General features: G+C 59.7%; 13 protein-coding genes. 5 read left to right on the forward strand and 8 right to left on the reverse strand.

All coding sequences use genetic code 11. The features are described from left to right. Positions 1 to 74 precede the first annotated feature (74 nt). From QB905_RS10480 to QB905_RS10515, 8 genes are all read right to left on the reverse strand, one after another. The gene (locus QB905_RS10480) at positions 75 to 956 is read right to left on the reverse strand and encodes a MurR/RpiR family transcriptional regulator (RefSeq protein ID WP_282974975.1); all 882 of its coding nucleotides are present in this window, start codon (positions 954 to 956) and stop codon (positions 75 to 77) included. A gap of 43 nt (positions 957 to 999) precedes the next feature. Then, positions 1,000 to 2,277, reverse strand: a complete 1,278-nt coding sequence (locus tag QB905_RS10485; RefSeq protein WP_282974976.1) for a sugar MFS transporter — start codon at positions 2,275 to 2,277, stop codon at positions 1,000 to 1,002. Positions 2,278 to 2,311: 34 nt separating this feature from the next. Then, positions 2,312 to 3,784 carry an N-acyl-D-amino-acid deacylase family protein gene (locus QB905_RS10490; RefSeq protein ID WP_282974977.1) on the reverse strand — a complete coding sequence of 491 codons (1,473 nt, stop codon included), beginning with the start codon at positions 3,782 to 3,784 and terminating at the stop codon, positions 2,312 to 2,314. A gap of 12 nt (positions 3,785 to 3,796) precedes the next feature. Further along, positions 3,797 to 5,071 (reverse strand): type III PLP-dependent enzyme domain-containing protein, encoded by a 1,275-nt coding sequence (locus QB905_RS10495; RefSeq protein ID WP_282974978.1) that lies wholly within the window; start codon positions 5,069 to 5,071, stop codon positions 3,797 to 3,799. Then, a complete protein-coding gene (locus QB905_RS10500) occupies positions 5,071 to 5,841 on the reverse strand; it encodes an SDR family oxidoreductase (RefSeq protein WP_282974980.1) in 771 nt (256 codons plus the stop codon). The genes QB905_RS10495 and QB905_RS10500 overlap by 1 nt, the downstream gene beginning before the upstream one ends. 140 nt (positions 5,842 to 5,981) lie before the next feature. Continuing rightward, positions 5,982 to 6,371, reverse strand: a complete 390-nt coding sequence (locus QB905_RS10505) for a RidA family protein (protein WP_282974981.1) — start codon at positions 6,369 to 6,371, stop codon at positions 5,982 to 5,984. Between the two features lie 463 nt (positions 6,372 to 6,834). Next, entirely contained in the window at positions 6,835 to 7,674 is an 840-nt protein-coding gene (locus tag QB905_RS10510) for a TonB-dependent receptor domain-containing protein (protein ID WP_349252580.1), read from the reverse strand. After that, positions 7,671 to 9,578, reverse strand: a complete 1,908-nt coding sequence (locus tag QB905_RS10515) for a TonB-dependent receptor (RefSeq protein ID WP_282974982.1) — start codon at positions 9,576 to 9,578, stop codon at positions 7,671 to 7,673. Before QB905_RS10515 ends, QB905_RS10510 begins: the two co-directional genes overlap by 4 nt. A 60-nt stretch (positions 9,579 to 9,638) precedes the next feature. Between QB905_RS10515 and QB905_RS15250 the strand changes: the two genes are divergently transcribed. From QB905_RS15250 to cas7e, 5 genes are all read left to right on the forward strand, one after another. After that, positions 9,639 to 9,929, forward strand: coding sequence for a hypothetical protein (locus tag QB905_RS15250; protein ID WP_349252568.1), 291 nt, complete (start codon positions 9,639 to 9,641; stop codon positions 9,927 to 9,929). A 176-nt stretch (positions 9,930 to 10,105) separates the two neighbouring features. Then, entirely contained in the window at positions 10,106 to 12,754 is a 2,649-nt protein-coding gene (cas3, locus tag QB905_RS10525; protein WP_282974983.1) for a CRISPR-associated helicase Cas3', read from the forward strand. Positions 12,755 to 13,567: 813 nt separating this feature from the next. Further along, on the forward strand, positions 13,568 to 15,124 hold the full coding sequence (casA, locus tag QB905_RS10530) for a type I-E CRISPR-associated protein Cse1/CasA (protein ID WP_282975619.1): 1,557 nt from the start codon (positions 13,568 to 13,570) through the stop codon (positions 15,122 to 15,124). Beyond that, positions 15,124 to 15,708, forward strand: a complete 585-nt coding sequence (gene casB, locus QB905_RS10535) for a type I-E CRISPR-associated protein Cse2/CasB (RefSeq protein ID WP_282974984.1) — start codon at positions 15,124 to 15,126, stop codon at positions 15,706 to 15,708. Before casA ends, casB begins: the two co-directional genes overlap by 1 nt. A gap of 31 nt (positions 15,709 to 15,739) precedes the next feature. Next, positions 15,740 to 16,834 (forward strand): type I-E CRISPR-associated protein Cas7/Cse4/CasC, encoded by a 1,095-nt coding sequence (cas7e, locus tag QB905_RS10540; protein WP_282974985.1) that lies wholly within the window; start codon positions 15,740 to 15,742, stop codon positions 16,832 to 16,834. Positions 16,835 to 16,837 lie beyond the last annotated feature (3 nt).

The raw sequence follows: 16,837 nt of genomic DNA on the forward strand, positions 1-16,837 counted from the left end.
GCGAGATGCGGAAAAACGTAAAATGTAGAGTGGGTTGCATGCCTTTGACCGATTCAATCAGAATGCAGACCGCTCTAATCGCCCGTAGGCAGGTAATGCTGCTGCGGTGATACGGCCGAGGAGACACGGCGCAGAGTTTCGACCGCAGGTTTGCCGATCATCAGGGCCACCCGGTCGGCGATGCAGTCCAGCACGAACATCTGGGCGAACCGCACCGGATTGGGCTGGTGATAGGGAATATCCATCGCCAGTTCGATGGGGATGAGAATATCGACCAGCCCCGCCAATTGGCTGTTTTCCGGCGCCATTGCGATGCAGGTCGCGCCATAATTGCGGGCGATACGCGCGCTTTCGGCCAGGGGTTCGGGCTGGCCGGTCGAGGACACGAACAAGACCGTATCGCCTTTTTTCAGCGTGGCGGCGGTCATGCGCTGCATGTAGCTGTCAACGTGCGCCACGGCGCGCAGACCCAGCCGGAATAACCGGTTCTGGCCTTCCATGGCCAGCACGGCGGAGCTGCCGCCCAGGCCGAACACGGCAATCATCTGCGACGACATCAGAACCCTGGCTGCCGCGTCGATGCGCTCGAAATGGCGGGTGCCGCTGACTGAGCGCAGGGCCGTGGCGACGCTTAAGCTCACCCGGTCGAAGCGCTCATCGCCGAGCGCGCCATCCGCGCTCAGACCGGCGGGGGTTTCGCGCGCGAATTTTTGCTCAAGCACCAGTGACTGGGCCAGGTATTTCTTGAATTCCTTGAAGCCTTCGCAGCCGATCGAGCGGCAATAGCGGATCACTGAAGGCTCGCTGACGCCGACGCGATTGGCGAAGCTTTTGATGCTGACATCAACGACCGAACCGGGATCGCGCAGGATCTCCTCGCCGATTTTCAAGTTGACCCCGTCTTCATGCGGGGCGCGGTCGCGTATCGTGGTGAGAATATCGTTCAGAGTTGCCATGACCAATTGTAGCAAAATTACATGGGGTGGCAATATAGGCTTTTTACACCCGGTCGGTGCGAGTATCGCGCCGCGCCGCAAACAGGCCGAACAGCAATATATAGAGGTAGGACGGCACCATCAGGGCGGCGAAGACGAGCTGGAAATCATAGACCGACTTCATGGCGGCAAAGATCTGCGGAATCACCGCTCCGCCGGCAATGCCCATCACCAGTATGGCCGAGCCGGTTTCGGTGTGCCGCCCCAGCCCCTTGATGCCGAGCGGAAAAATGGCGGGCCACATCATCGCATTGGCGAAACCGAGCGCCGCCACGAAGCCGACACTGACATAGCCGCGCGTCAGATAGGCGCAAAGGGTAAGGATCACGCCCAGCACGGCGGACACGGCCAGATAGCGCGCCTGACTGATGAAGCGCGGAATCAGCGCCAGCCCGACCGCATAGCCGGCCAGCATGGCGATCAGCGTGCCTGAGGTGAAATATTTGGTCACGTCCAGCGACAGGCCGAAACCGCGCCCATATGTGCCGATGGCGTCGCCCGCCATCACCTCGACCCCGACATAAAGGAAGATGCAGAGAAAGCCGAGCCACAGATTGGGATGGGCGAACAGGCTGCCGCTTTTGGGCGCATCATCGGCATTGGCCTTGTCGGTCACTTCGGGCAGGGGCGACAACAGCGTGGCGACGGCCAGGACGGCCAGCAGGGCGGCCATCGCCATATAGGGCAGATATACCTTATGGGCGAAGGCATCGAGCAGCACGATGCGGGCGGCAGGGCTGGCGGCGGCTACGCGGTCGGCCAGACCGCTGACCCCGCGCATCACCACAAAGGCAAAGGCGACCGGGGCCAATGCGCCCGCCAGCTTGTTACAGATACCCATGAAGGCGATGCGCTGGGCGGCGGAATCGATGGGGCCCAGGATCGAGATATAGGGGTTGGAGGCGGTTTGCAGGATCGACAGGCCCGCCCCGATGATGAACAGGGCCGTCAGCGCGCCCGGAAAGACGCGCATATCGACGCATTGCCCAAATAGCGCCGCGCCCACCGCCATGACCGCCAACGCCAGGGCCATGCCTTTTTTCATACCGATACGACGCAGGATGAAGGCGGCGGGCAGGGACAGGAAGAAATAGGACATGTAAAAGGCCATCGGCACCAGAAAGGCCGAAACATCATCGAGCGTGAAGGCCAGCTTGACGAAGGTGATCAGCGGGCCGTTGAGCCAGGTGACAAAGCCGAAGATAAAGAACATGCCGCCGATAATGGCCATCGGCATCCGGGTCGATTGTGGAGCGCCATTTATTTTCGTGGCATCGGTCATCGTACAGCCCCTTTTTCTATCTTGTTATGCCTTGTTATGCGCCCGCTGCGGCGTCGGCATGAAGGCCCGCCCCGCGTATAAATCGCCCGCTGCGTTCGCCGGTGGCCCGGCCCTGCGACCAGCTCTGCACGCCGCCGACAAAAACCTCTTCGATCCCGGCGGAAATCTGCACGGGTGCCTCGAACGTGGCGCGGTCGGCCACGGTGGCCGGATCGAAAACGGTGATGTCGGCGGCCAGACCCGGCTTGATGCGGCCACGATCTGAAAAGCCAAAGCGCCGCGCCGTGAAGCCGGTCATCTTGGCCACGGCCTCAGCCAGCGGAAACAGGTCGAGATCGCGCGCATAGTGGCCCAGCACGCGCGGAAACGTGCCCCACAGGCGCGGGTGCGGATTGAGATCATTGGGCAGGCCGTCTGATCCGACCATGCACAGAGGATGCGACAGGATGCGCTTCATATCGTCTTCGTGAATCTGGAAATAGCAGGCATAGCCGGGCATCATGCGCCGGGCGGCTGCGCGCTCGCTTAAGCCCCATTCGGCGGCGATCTCCTTCAGATAGCGGCCTGCCATCTCAGGATAGGGCTGCGACGAATTGATCAGCACGCGGATTTCACCGTCGCACAGATCGGGATTGAGCACGCTCGATCCGGCTGTATAGGGGTAGCAGTCCATGCAGACGGGCTGAGTTTTGGCCGCCGTGCCGATCAGGCCGAGCGTTTCCGCCGAACGGCCCCAATTATGCACGCCCGCGCATTTGTGGTGCGAGATGATCAAGGGCGTCCGGGCGGCGCGCGTGGTGGCGAAGGCCTCTTGCAGCGCCTCGGCCACGCCGTCATATTCGCTGCGGATATGGGTGGCATAGACGCCGCCGTGCGCACTGACCGTTTCAGCCAGCGCCGTCAGTTCGGCCAGATCGGCGGCATAGGCGGGCGGATAATAGACGCCGGAACTGAGGCCCGCAGCACCTGCGCGCAGCGCATTGGCCAGCAGATCCTGCATGGCCTTGCGCTCATCGGGCGAGGCGGGCTTTGTCAGGTCGTTCATGCAGATCTTGCGCAAGGTGGTGTGGCCGACCAGAGCCGCCACATTGACCGCCGGGCGGGCAGCGCTGATCGCCTCGGCATAGGCGGCAAAGCTGGCATAGGCGAAGGCTTTTTCATCGCCGAGCAGATTGAACGGCTCCTCGACCGCCCCTTCAAAGCGCAGAGGTGCGATCGACAGGCCGCAATTGCCGACCACGACCGTGGTGACGCCCTGACTGATCTTGGCCGTCATGTCGGGCGTGCGGATGCAGGCATAGTCGTCGTGCGAATGCGAGTCGATGAAGCCGGGCGCTACGGCCTTGCCGGTCACGTCGATCTCGCGGGCGGCACGGACGTTTTTCAGATCGCCCACCGCCACGATCAGGCCGTCGCTGAACGCGACATCGGCCTGAAAAGGCGTTCCGCCGTCGCCGTCAAAGACGAGGCCCCCACGCAGAACATTATCAACAACTTCAGGAAACATGGTGAGTACTCGTCAGAAAAAGGTCTTGAGCGCGCCCACGACGCGGTAGGCGTCATCGACTTCCAGCAGCAGCGGCCAGCGGTCAAAGGTGGTGCAGGGATGGGAAATACTGAGGGCGATGTAGTCACCGACCGCCACAGCGGCGTCTTCGGGCACGCGGACATAGCCGTGCTGGTCATTCATGCGGGTGAAGTTCCAGCCGCTGACCGGCTGGGGCTGGGCGTCCTTGCCGGGGCGCGCCCACACCTCGACCCTGGGCAGGCCCGAATCGTCGGACAGGTCGCGCCGTCCGGCATTGACCAGGATCAGGCCCGCTTCGGGGCGCGACACGACCTGCGCCCACACTTCCAGCGCGGGCTTCAGCGCCGGTGCGGGGCCCAGACCAGAGCCCTGAACCGCGCGTTCACCGACATGGGCGAGCAGCCTTTGATAGAAACCGGTGTCGTGGGTCAGGTAGCAGCCGCTGCGCACCAGCGTGGTGACACCTTCGGTTTTGAGACCGCGCGCCACCAGATCGAAATAGGCCGAGCCGCCTGCGCTCAAAATAGGCGCATCAACAAACAGTCCCTCGGCGCGGCAGGTTTCAAACAGATGCTTGAGATCGCGTAAGAATCCATCGACGCGCGCGGCATCGGCCACGGCATCGCCGGTGACGATCAGGCCCTCATAGCCCTCGACCCCGGCCAGTGCCAGCACAGGCGACTGCGCCACGCGCCGCGCCACATCCATAGCCACCGCAGCGCCCCTTGCCCCGGTGCGGCCACCCTCTATGCCAAGCTCGACCAGCACGCCGAACGGCTTTTGCACACCGGCATTTTGCAAAATCGCCTCAATGCGCTCGACACCCGCCACGCTATCGACCAGCGACAGGATATGCGCGTCCTCGACCGCCGCCAGGGCGCGGATTTCCGTCTCGCCGACCAGTTCATTGGCGATCAGCAGCCGCTTGACGCCATAACGCAAGGCCGTGCAGGCCTGGGCGAAGGTGGCCACCGTCATGCCCCAGGCCCCGGCCTGCAATTGCCGGTCGAACAGTTGCGGGCACATGCTGGTCTTGCCGTGCGGCGCTAATTTCACACCCGCCTGGTCGATATAGGTCTGAAAGGCCATCAGATTATCATGCAGGGCCGAGCTGCGCAGCACGGCGGCCGGCATGGGAATGGAGCCATCGAGCAGGTTCCAGCCTTGTGCGGCCACATCACGGATCATGACGCCCTCGCCCGATGGCGGCACGCCCTTGGTGCCGGTGGACAGGCGGGAATCGAGGATCGGGTTCAGATCGAGCATCAGAACTGTTCCAGAGTCAGCTCAGAAGCCAGCACCGGATTGCCCGCCGTCAGACCGGCATCGACCGGCAGCACCACGCCGGTGATCATGCGGCCAAGGTCGGAGGCCAGAAAGGCGACGGCGTTAGCGATGTCCTGCGGCGTGGCGAAATCGCGCAACGGATACCATTTTTTCAGATCATCGAAGACTTCGGGCTTTTGCGCCGCGCGGGCGTTCCAGGCCTGCGTCTTGACCGTTCCGGGCGCCACCAGATTGGCGCGCAGGCCGCGCGGGCCATATTCGACGGCCAGCGCTTTCGTGTAGCTGACCAGCCCGGCCTTGGCGGCGCTATAGGCCGGGTGGCCGATGGCCAGCATGGCATTGACCGTGCCAATATTGATGACGACGCCCGATCCGCGTGCGAACATGGCCGCCTTGGTGGCCTCGACACAGTGATAGGCGGCGCTTAAGTTAATGGCCAGATCGTGCGCCCAGTCGTCGGGGGTCAGGGTGGACAAAGACACCGCCGCCGCCGCACCGGCATTATTGATCAATATATCGACCGGGCCGGTTTTGGCCGTCAGCGCCGCTACCGCCGCCTTGACCGCTTCAAGATCGGTCAGGTCGGGCGTGGCCTTGTGCAGGCGTGCGTCCATGCCGTCCAGCGTCTCGGCGGCACGGTCAAAGGCCAGAACCGTGGCGTTCCAGCCAAGGAAAGCCTCGCACAGCCCCTGGCCTATACCGCCCGCCGCACCGGTGATCAGCACCACCTTGCCGGAAAAATTAAACATACCGCACCTGTTCGGTAGGGACATTGCGCAACCACCACTGATCGGCGGGGCGCCACATGCCCGGATTTATAAAAAGCGAAATCGGCACCACCCCCGCCCGCTGAAGTAGCGCCGATGCACCCCTGGTCGGGGCTTCTGGCCTAAGTCTCAGGCCTGTAGGCGATGACGTCGATCTCGACCTTGGCGTCGATCATGATCTGCGAGCGCACGCATGAGCGCGCGGGCAGTTCATCCTTGAAATAGCTGGCATAGACGCGATTGAAGGCGGCAAAATCGCGCGTATCGTCGAGCCAGACACTGGCCTTGACCACATCGTTCAGCGTGCAGCCCGCCTCGGCCAGAATGGCGATGATATTGTCCATCGTCCTGCGCGTCTCGGCCACGATACCGCCCTGAACGATCTCGCCCGTCTCATCCATGCCGACCTGGCCGGAAACGAACACGAAACCGCCCGCCACCGTGGCGCGTGAAAAGGGCAGGATTTGGCCGCCGCTGCCCGATTTGGCCCCGCCTATACGCCTGATACTCATGGTTCCTCCGATGATCTGTTCAGTAGGTAGCTTAGCTACATTTAATAAACTACACAAGCGTCGTTAGTCAAATGGCATTTGTAAGACATAACCTGCCCGCACAGCTTGCAGGTGAAAAAAATTGCGGCACGCCCGAAGTGAAGACGTGCCGCAACAAGGTCTTGCCGACGAACAGAACGCATCGCCGGCAAGGGGAGGAAAAGGTTTTAGAGCGTGATGACATAGGTTTGCATCGTTTAACCTTCCCTTCTCCCCTTAGCTTAAAAGGGGTTTGACGGTAACAAAACGCATGTCGTTTTGGCCGTCATGGGTGGCCTGAGTGAAACGAAGGCCGGATGAGAGGCTTGGCAGACGCAATAAAGATGCCCCTCACCCGGTCACCTTCGCTCTGCTCGGTTCCCGCCCTCTCCCCTCATGGAGGGGAGAGGAGAGGAAAAGCGATTCCAAGTCATGTCATCTTGCTCTAGCGGAATTTGTAGCGCACACCGAAATCGATGCGGCGGCCATCTTCTTCCAGCATCAGGAAGTGCGAACGATCGACCTCGTATTCATGCACGAGGCTGTCGGTCAGGTTGATGCCGTCGACATAGAGTTCGATGCGGTCGTTAAGATTATAGCGCATACTGAAGTCAAGCTGGCCATAGGCGGCGCGGTCACGCGGCAGAAGCCCCGAACCGAAGCAACTGACCAGGAAGGCCGAGCGCCAGTTATAGGCCAGACGTGTCTCAAACGTGCCATTCTCGTAGAAACCGACGACATTGTAGGAGTCGGGCGAAAGCCCGTCATAACCGCACTGGTTGGCGTCGTCGGCGCGCTTGGCCGTGGCGTCGATGTGGGTATAGTTGGCCGAGACGCCAAAGCCATTGGCCCAGCCAGCCTGTTCGCCCAGCGCATATTGCGCTGAGATTTCATAGCCATTGATCGTGCCGCTGGCACCATTGCGCGGCCGGGTATCATAGACCTGTTCGGGGATAACCGGCTCGGTCTGCAACACGGTCGTCGTTTCGATAAAGTCGGAAACGTCCTTGCGGAAGCCGGCCACGGCCACATAATTGATCTTCGACAGATACCATTCCCACGAAATGTCGTAATTGTTGGAATGCATCGCCTGAAGATCAGGATTGCCGCCGCTTGAGGTGGGCGCGCCGTAATAGCCGCCATAGGTATTGCTGATGCCGACATCGGTCAGGGTGGGCCGCGTCAGGGTGCGCGAAGCCGCCAGACGCAACAGCATATTGTCGGTCAGATGATACTTGAAATTGGCCGAAGGCAGGACATCGGTATAGCTGTGGCTGCTCGTCAGTTCGGTGGGGGTGCCATAGTATAGATATAGCCTGAATCGGCCGGATAGTTGGTGATGGCCGTCAGAAGCGGCGTGCCATAACCGATCGAGCGCGACTGGACATTGACGATACGGACACCGGCATTGCCCGACCAGCGATCGCCGCCCCAGTAGCTGTCGGCATAAAGCGCGGTCACTTTTTCGGTCACATTGATGGTGCCGCCCGGCTGGGCTTGTGGTGAGATCGGGCCGCCTGCATAGGATTCCGCCAGGGCCGGATCGCTCGACTGCGCCAGATTGACCGGTTCCTGCAACCAGGCGATGACAGCATTAGGATCATAGGTGAAGTGCGCCGCCACCGGCACCTGCACCCCGCCGATGAAGCCGGAGAAGGACTGGAGCTGCAACAGGGTGGCATTGGCCGGATAGGTGTAGCCGCAATAGGCGCAACCGTCCGGCGAGGCCGAGTAATTGTCGATCTTCTGGCGGTCGGAATATTCGATACCGGCAGACAGGCTGCGGAAATAGCCCGCCTCATGCGTCCATTTGGCGCTCAACTGGCCATCGAGAATATCGTCGCTGATGCTGTCGCCGCTGACGCCCGTATAGTGGGAGCGCATCAGGCTGGGATCGGTGACTGTGTCGGGGATGGTCAGGATCGGCGTCTTGCCACCCGGATTGAGGTCGAAGGTCTGGCCATTGACCGACTGTTCACCGATCACGACATAGGGATTGACCGATGTGCCCGTGGCCCGCGAATAGGACAGGTCGCCTTCAAGATGAAGCGTGTCCGACACGTTCCACTTGGCATTGGCACCAAACACATAGGTATTGGCCAGACGATTATTGGTGGTGACGATATTGTCGTTCTGCGAGGCACCGACCTGCGAAGCCAGGGCCGGATTATTATTCACAAAGGTCGTGCCAGGGCGCGTAAAGCTCTGCACCGTGCCGTCCGAACCGATGACCGGATTGATGAAGGCCGGATTGAAATAGGCGCTGTAGATCGAATCGGTCATTTTCTGATCGAGATGCGAATACAGGGTATCGACCGTGATCAGCCAGTCGGCATTGGGCTTATACTGGAAGGTCAGGCTGCCGACCGTCCGTTTGCGCGAGGCGGCTTCCTGATGGAAGCCGAGATTGCTGGGCATCAGGAAGCTCTGGGTCGAGGCGGCACTGGCGGGCAGGCCCACCGACGATTCCGAGCCGGTGACGACCGTGGCCGGACGATTTACCCAGATGTCGGTCTGCACCGAATCCTGCTTCGATTCACGATCCGTATAGGACAGCGAGGCGGCGACTCCGAACGTATGATCCGGATTGGCATAGGAATAGACGCCGCTGAAATTGGGCGTGAAATCCTTGGTCATCGAATCGTAGGAACCGTACAGGTTCAGGCTGGCGTGTGTGCCCCTGGTATCCAGCGGGCGCGTGGTGGTGATATTGACCGTGGCGCCAATGCCGCCTTCGGTCAGTTCAGGCAGCGAGGTCTTGTACACATCGGCGCGCGAAATCAGGTCTGCCGACAGAACGTCAAACGAAAATTCACGGCCCTGATTATCGGTCGGCAGGGTGCGGCCATTGAGCAGCACATTGTTGAATTCCGGCCCCAGACCGCGCACGGTGATGAACTGGCCTTCGCCGGCATTGCGCTGGATGGCCACGCCCGGTACACGTTGCAGCGATTCCGAAACATTGGTGTCGGGAAACTTGCCAGCCTCTTCGGCGGTGATCGAATCGACGACCGCCGGGGCATTGCGCTTTTCCGCCAGGGCGCTTCGCAGGCTGGCCCTTATGCCGGTGACGATCACCGTGGTCGCGTCGTTTGTCTTGGCCGTATCGCCTGAGTCAGATGTCTGAGCCAGAGCCGAGAACGGCATCAGAGCGGCCAGAGCCACCCCCGCACATAAAACCTTTTTCATAGTTGCCTTCCAATGAGCGAGCCCCACGCATGTGTAATTGCGCTACACCAAATTAGCTACATGAGCTACGAAACGTCAAACGCGAAAAGGCCGGACGGGCGGCTATCAGAGAGATTATGGCCGTTATGTTGCAAAATTACATACATTAGGCTTCAAGAAAATAAAGCCCGGCAATCCAGCCGCCTCGGTGTTGACGGCTTCATGTCGGAATGCCGGGCCGTCACCAATGTCATCAGCAATGTGGCGGCCACCATCGTCGTCAGCCGCTGGCAGGGCTTGTTGGATCAGGCCTTGTTGCGCGCTGCCTTATTCGGCACCAACCGCCCTGCCGCGGGGCGGCGCAAAACATAGGGCGCGCCCTTTTTGAACCTCGCTGAGCATTTTGTGCCGAGATCGTGATTGACAGCCAGGTAAACCAAATCGAGGCGTCCGAGATCGTCGACCTTGACTTTGGAATCAGGTTTGGCGTTCGTTCGTTAAAAAATGCAATATATTGACTCTAAGGCCATTTCGCCGATTGTCACCCTATGCGGTTTATAACCAACTACTGGGGCAAGGCGAGGCCACCTGAAGGCATCAACGGACCTGCCTGGCATCCACTTGCCTATCATAGTCTTGATGTGGCGGCGGTCTTATCGGCTGTTCTCGATCTTCGTCCATGCCTGTTGCAGACAGTTTCCGCCCGCACGGGCCTGAGCGAAGCCGACACGCGGCAATGGATGCTGCTGGTGGCGGCCCTACACGATCTGGGCAAGTTTGCCGAGAATTTCCAGACCAAGGTGCCGGAACTCGCGGAAACGCTCGGTCATGCCCCGCAATCAAAATGGGGGCCATGGGGCACGGATGGTCATGGCGATGTCGGACATGCCCTGTGGCAAAAGGACTATAGGTCTGCCTGCCCCGCAGATTTCAACCAATGGCTCCATGCCGCCGTTTCGCATCATGGCGTACCCGCTTCCGACAACGTTCCACTGAATAATGTGATCAGCGATCCCGCCCGTACCGATGCAGGCACCTATGTTGAGGCCGTATTCTCCCTATTGGGCAAGCCTGCCGATCAAAGACCGCGCGCCAGCGCTCAGGCCGAAATCTGGCGCGTGGCCGGGCTGGTCATTCTCGCCGACTGGATAGGGTCAAATGCCGAGGATCGCTGGTTCCCTTACGAAAAGCCCGATTATTTAACCCTTGAGGCATACTGGCCGGTCGCGCTGGAGAAGGGCCGCAAGGCCGTGTCGCTGGCTGCCTTGGCCGAGGCCGAAGCCGCGACCCATTTTAACCTTGCGCACCTGTTCGACACACCGGTGACCGCCTCGCCGCTGCAAGACTGGGCCGCCGCACAAAACCCGGAAAATGGGCCGAATCTTTATATTATCGAAGACCTGACCGGTTCCGGCAAGACCGAGGCGGCGCTGCTGCTGGCCCATCGCCTGATGCGGGCGGGCGCCGCCGAGGGGCTGTACTGGGCCCTGCCCAGCATGGCAACAGCCAACGGGCTTTATGATCGTCTGGAAAAAACCTACCGACGGCTGTTTGAGGGCGAGTCGGAACCCTCGCTGATCCTGGCCCACAGCGCCCGCGACCTGCACATGGGTTTTCAGGCCTCCATTCGCGGCGGCAGGTACGCACCCACCGCCCAGGCCGACGATCTGAGCGCCGAAGCCAGTTGCGCCGCCTTTCTGGCCGAAGACCGCAAGCGCACCTTTCTGGCTCAGGTGGGCATCGGCACGATCGATCAGGCCTTGCTGGCCGCCCTGCCCGTCCGGCACAATGCCTTGCGGCTGGCCGCCCTGTCGCGCCGGGTGCTGGTGATCGACGAGGTTCACGCCTTCGATGGCTACATGACGGCGGGCATTGAAAGCCTGATCCGCTTTCAGGCGGCGCTCGGCGGTTCGGTGATCATGCTTTCGGCTACGCTGACCCTGGCGCAACGGCAAAAATTCATTCGCATCTTCGGTGGAAAGCCGCTTACCGACCCGTCCGCCGCTTTTCCGCTGATCAGCCATGTCGATCCGCAAAAGCAGGTTCACGAAACGGCCGCGCCCGCCCATCGCGGCACACGGCGCGATCTGAAAACCGTGCGCTACGATACCTCCGAAAGCGTCATGCAGGCTTTGCTGGACAAGGCCGAAGCGGGGGCGTGCTGCCTCTATATCCGCAACACCGTGGCCGAAGCGACCGAGGCCTATGAATGGCTGTCGCGCAAGGCTGGCCCAAAGATCGGCCTTCATCTGTTCCATGCCCGTTTTTGCTTGCAGGATCGCATCCGGCGCGAACAGGCGGTTTTGAAACAGCTCGGCAAGCACAGCACGCCCGACACGCGCAAGGGCCAGATTATTGTTGCGACCCAGGTGGTGGAGCAGTCGCTCGATCTCGACGCCGACTACATGGCCACCGACCTGTGCCCGATGGATCTGCTGATCCAGCGCGCCGGGCGGCTGCACCGCCATGACCGCCCGGACAGGGCCGAACCGGAACTTTGGGTTGTCAGCCGCCCCGCCGTGCCCGATGCCGGTGAAGACTGGTATGGCGGGCTGTTTTCCAAAGGCCAGTATGTTTATGAAGACCACGGCCAGCTCTGGCGAACCCAGCGCATACTCGAACAGACGGGCGGGCTCAATTGCCTGAGCGCGTCGGTGCGTGATCTGATCGAGCCGGTTTTTGATCGTGACGGCGATTGCCCCGAGGGTTTGCGCACAAGCAGCGATCAGGCGCGCGCCAGAAACGATGCCGACCGCGCCGTTTCCAAACTCAACTTCATCCATTGCAAGGATGCAAATACCCCGCCAGCCGGATTTATTCACGACGCCAAATGGGCGCCTGATACCAAAACCCCGACCCGGCTTGGTGAGGCCTCGATCACCGTGCGTCTGGCCAGATGGGCAAATGGTGCGCTGACGCCGTGGGCCGAGGCGGACAGAGCGCCCTTAAGCTGGCGTCTGTCGGAACTGAGCCTGCGCGCGGCGCGCTTCGCCGAGGCCGTTTATCCGGATGAGGCTTGCCGCGCAGCGGTCGCCGCCGTGCAGGCGGGCTGGCCGCAAAGATACGACCCGCCGCCCGTTCTGGCGCTTATCCCATCAGATACGCCCGGTTTGTGGCAAGGCCAGATCAAGGATCACAGGGATCGCGTCGTCAGTGTTAGGTACAGCATGGAGCAAGGATTGGTGATCGAGAATTAAATCTGCCCAGAATGAAACTCTTGACCAAACCGTCCTTCATGCCTATTTAAGTTGCACTACTCCCCCGCACGACTATAGTCGTCGGGCGCGCGGCGGGCGAAAGCCCGCCGTTGCTCTTTCGGGATTACGTTTCCTTGCATACACATATCTATATTGACGGCTTCAATCTGTATTGCGGCTTGCTGAGAGGCACACCATTACAAATGGATTGATCTTGAAAAAATGTGTGATCAACTTTTGCCTAAAAACGAGGTTGAGAAGAATTTGGGAATGGCGCGGTGCTTTGCCGGAAATGGGTTGTAAAAATTTTAGCTTTCTCTACAATTACTTAAGTTCGCTCCCCGCATCTGCGGGGATGAACCGGTACTTTCTATACAAACCATCTGATCCCCGCATTTGCGGGGACATTCAAAATATACAAGGTACTATCTATACAAATACATGTTGAGATCATAAGAATTGATCATTAATGTAAAAAGCCCCGCTAGGCGGCAACCTAACGGGGCTAAATCGAAACTACCCACAGTCGCTAGAAAGGAGGCGTGTTTCATGGTCTGGCTATCCAGCAACATAATATGACGCTTAATTACCAGAGGCCGTCTGTTGGCGGCATCTGGTAATTCTCTCATTTTTTTCACACACTTTCAACCCTCCGCCATCCCGCTTGTCGGAGCGTTGGACGGTATTGCGCGCCAACCAACAATTCCAGATTGTGCCGCAATATCTCCCGGTTGAAAATCTGACGAATCAGGCGCAGTCTCGCCTTGGGCGAGGAGGGATTTCATGACATTCAATCTATAGACCGACCCCTGGCTGGAGGTCAGGCGGGCATCGGGTGTGCGCGACCGCGTCCGGGCCTGCGACATCACGGGCGGCGATGACCCGGTCATGGCGCTGGATTTCCCACGTCCCGACTGGAACGCCGCCGTGACGGAGTTCCTGATCGGCCTCACCTATCTGGCCCTGCCTTGCGATGATGTTGATGAATGGGAAGCCCATTTCGTTACCCCGCCCGCGCCGGATGCGCTGCTGAAGGCGTGGCAGGCCCTTGTGCCGTGCTTCAATCTTGATGGCGAAGGGCCGCTGGCCTTTCAGGATTTTGACGATCTGGTCACGCAGGACATCAAGCCGGTCAGCAGTTTGCTGATCGACGCCCCCGGCGAAAACGCCCTGCGCAACAATTCCGATCTGTTCGTCAAGCGCGATGGCGTTACGGCCCTCAGCCTGCCTCTGGCGGCGGCGGCCCTGATCACCCTGCAAACCTATGCGCCTTCGGGCGGGGCCGGGCACCGCACCTCCTTGCGCGGCGGCGGGCCGCTGACCACCCTGGTGACGCCGCGCCGCAAGGGGCAGAATGTGACGACCTTGTGGGATCGGATCTGGGCCAATGTGCCTTACCGCGATGACAATTTCAGCCTGAGGCCGCAGGATTTGTTTCCGTGGATGCGGCCTACCCTGACCTCGGCCAAGAATGAGATTGTGACACCGGAAGACCGTCCTCTGGCCCTCAACTTCTTTGCCTGCCCGCGCCGTCTGCGGCTTGTGTTTTCTGAAGGTCAATGCAGCCTTTCCGGTGCGGCAGGCGCCGTGGTAGCAGGTTTCCGCACCCAGAATTACGGCGCCAATTACCAGTTCTGGCAGCACCCTCTGTCGCCCTATTACGAGGATAAAAAGTCCGGCAAATTGCCGTGCCATCCCCATGCCGGCGCTTCCGATTACGGCGACTGGCTGACCTGGTGGGGATTTGACGGTTATCCGGCAACCGTGGTCAGGCTGTGGGAAGGGCGGCGTCATATCCTGACCCCGCATCTTGATCCGTCATCGCCCGACGGCATTGAGGCCTTCGGCTTTGATATGGATAACATGAAGGCCCGCCAGTGGCTTGAGGCCCGCGCGCCGTGGTTGCCGGAAGGCTCTGCGGCGCTTAAAGCCTCAGTCAAAGCTTTCATCGAAGCCACGGACGAAACCGCGCGCGCCGCCACCTATGCCTGCCGCACAGCTCTTTATGGTCAGAAAAAAGCGGACGACCATTACCGCGTCGAAGGCGCTGACAGCTTCAAGACACCCGGCGAACAGGTATGGGCCGTGACTCAATCCCTTTTTGAGGCCCAATTGACGCACCTCATCGCCCGCGCCGCAACTGAGGATGGCGACACCGATTTGCGCGAGGCATGGATCGCCACCTTACGCAAGCAAGCCTTCCGCGTTTTTGAAACCTTTGTCGATGTCGATGGCCTGACCGACGAGGAGCCGCGCCGTCTGCTTTATGCCCGCAATCAGCTCAATAACCTCATCATGAGCAAGGCGCGCACGGCCCTGGGGCTGGCCAAGCCTTCCAAATCCAGCAACAAAACGGAGGAAACCGTCTGATGGCCGATCCCACGCACATCTATCGCACGGTCTTCCATGACTGGTGGGAAGATAGCATTAAAGCAGCACGTGAAGGTACAGGTGATCGTGCATCCGCCGCAGCCCTGCGCCGTCTCGATCTGATCGAGGGCTTAAGCGGCCCCGAACCGGACGTCCTCAGCGCTCTGATGGATCCGACCTTCCGACACCTCAGAGAGAGGATCGCGAGAGTTGAAAAAGCGGACGGTTACAAGATGACAGATGAAAAAGAAATGGCCCTGACCATCGCCGCGCGTGCCTTGGCTGGTGTGCGTTCGCATCAGCCCCTGCATCCTGCGTCGGTTATCGGGGGCGAAATGCCGGATCTAAGTGAATCCCGCTTCAAAGCGCTGATGCGGGTCGAAACCGATGCCGATCTGTTCGATCAGGCGCGACGTATTTCAGCGCTGATCTGCAAGACCGCCGCCGACACTGGCATGCTGGGGGCCTCGCTCTACTTGTGGCGGCGCAGACCCGCCATCCGCCGCGATTGGGCGCGTCATTATTACGGACTGGATCTCTACGGGGTGGAAACCCCCGGCAATGCGGCAGCCGCACAGACCTGATTTACATCACAATTTTCGAGAGACGAACCTCATGACTCACTTTATCCAACTGCACCTACTCACCACCTATGCCGCAGCCAATCTCAATCGTGACGACACGGGCCGCCCGAAAACGTTGAAATTCGGCGGTGCCGAACGCCTGCGTGTGTCGTCGCAAAGCTTAAAGCGCGCCTTCCGCACCTCGGATATATTTTTCCAATATGTCCCAACTGCCATTGGAATCCGCTCCAAATTTTTTGGAAAAGTACTCCGTGATGAACTCATCCGTCTTGGTGCCTCTCAGGAAGAAGCGGAAAAAATGGTCGTAGATTCTATTGGAAAATCGTCTAATACAGACAAGGGAAAGAATAAACTCGCCACTTGGGATGGAGGAAAAAATTTAACTCACTCTCAAATTGTATCTTTGAGTCCTGAAGAGTTGGCGTTGTTAAAAAAAATTGCAGAGTCGCTTCTTGCTGGAACTGAAATATCTAGAAAAGACGCTGTAATTCTGACGGAAAAACCGCGTGCAGTAGATATTGCTATGTTTGGTCGCATGTTGGCAGATAACCCCGAATTTAATGTGAATGCTGCGGTGCAAGTAGCCCACGCTTTCACCACGCACCGAGCAACCGTTGAAGATGACTTTTTCACTGCTGTGAGTGACCTTCTTGACCCTGATGATGAACACAATGCAGGGGCCGCGCACGTAGATAACCAATATTATGGCGCGGGTACATTTTACCTCTATATCTGCATCGACGCTAATCTGCTGCTGGCCAATCTGGCGGGTGACAAAGCGCTGGCCAAAAATACACTGGAAGCCCTGATCAAGGCCGCCGCGAAGGTCAGCCCCAAGGGTAAGCAAAACAGCTTCGCCAGCCGTTCTATGGCCAGCTACATTTTGCAGGAAACGGGCGAAGACACGCCGCGCTCGCTGGCCGCGGCCTTTCAGAAGCCGGTCGGCGGTGATGGCGAAAATGACCTCGCCGCCGCTTCCGTAGGCCGTATGGTTGAACTGCGCGATGGCTTTGCCCGCGCCTACGGCCTGAAACCCGATCATCTCATTATGGATGTGACCGATCCCGAAAGCGCCACATTGCAAGACCTGGTTCATGCCGCTCAGGCCATGATCGACCGGATCTGAGCC

The organism is Asticcacaulis sp. EMRT-3 (assembly GCF_030027245.1).
Classification (GTDB): domain Bacteria; phylum Pseudomonadota; class Alphaproteobacteria; order Caulobacterales; family Caulobacteraceae; genus Asticcacaulis.

Coding starts and splice junctions, on each gene's coding strand:
- QB905_RS10480 (WP_282974975.1), bottom strand. CDS start 956: ATGGCAACTCTGAACGATATTCTCACCACGATACGCGACCGCGCCCCG.
- QB905_RS10495 (WP_282974978.1), bottom strand. CDS start 5,071: ATGCTCGATCTGAACCCGATCCTCGATTCCCGCCTGTCCACCGGCACC.
- QB905_RS10490 (WP_282974977.1), bottom strand. CDS start 3,784: ATGTTTCCTGAAGTTGTTGATAATGTTCTGCGTGGGGGCCTCGTCTTT.
- QB905_RS15250 (WP_349252568.1), top strand. CDS start 9,639: ATGAGCTACGAAACGTCAAACGCGAAAAGGCCGGACGGGCGGCTATCA.
- cas3 (WP_282974983.1), top strand. CDS start 10,106: ATGCGGTTTATAACCAACTACTGGGGCAAGGCGAGGCCACCTGAAGGC.
- QB905_RS10500 (WP_282974980.1), bottom strand. CDS start 5,841: ATGTTTAATTTTTCCGGCAAGGTGGTGCTGATCACCGGTGCGGCGGGC.
- cas7e (WP_282974985.1), top strand. CDS start 15,740: ATGACTCACTTTATCCAACTGCACCTACTCACCACCTATGCCGCAGCC.
- casB (WP_282974984.1), top strand. CDS start 15,124: ATGGCCGATCCCACGCACATCTATCGCACGGTCTTCCATGACTGGTGG.
- QB905_RS10485 (WP_282974976.1), bottom strand. CDS start 2,277: ATGACCGATGCCACGAAAATAAATGGCGCTCCACAATCGACCCGGATG.
- QB905_RS10515 (WP_282974982.1), bottom strand. CDS start 9,578: ATGAAAAAGGTTTTATGTGCGGGGGTGGCTCTGGCCGCTCTGATGCCG.
- QB905_RS10505 (WP_282974981.1), bottom strand. CDS start 6,371: ATGAGTATCAGGCGTATAGGCGGGGCCAAATCGGGCAGCGGCGGCCAA.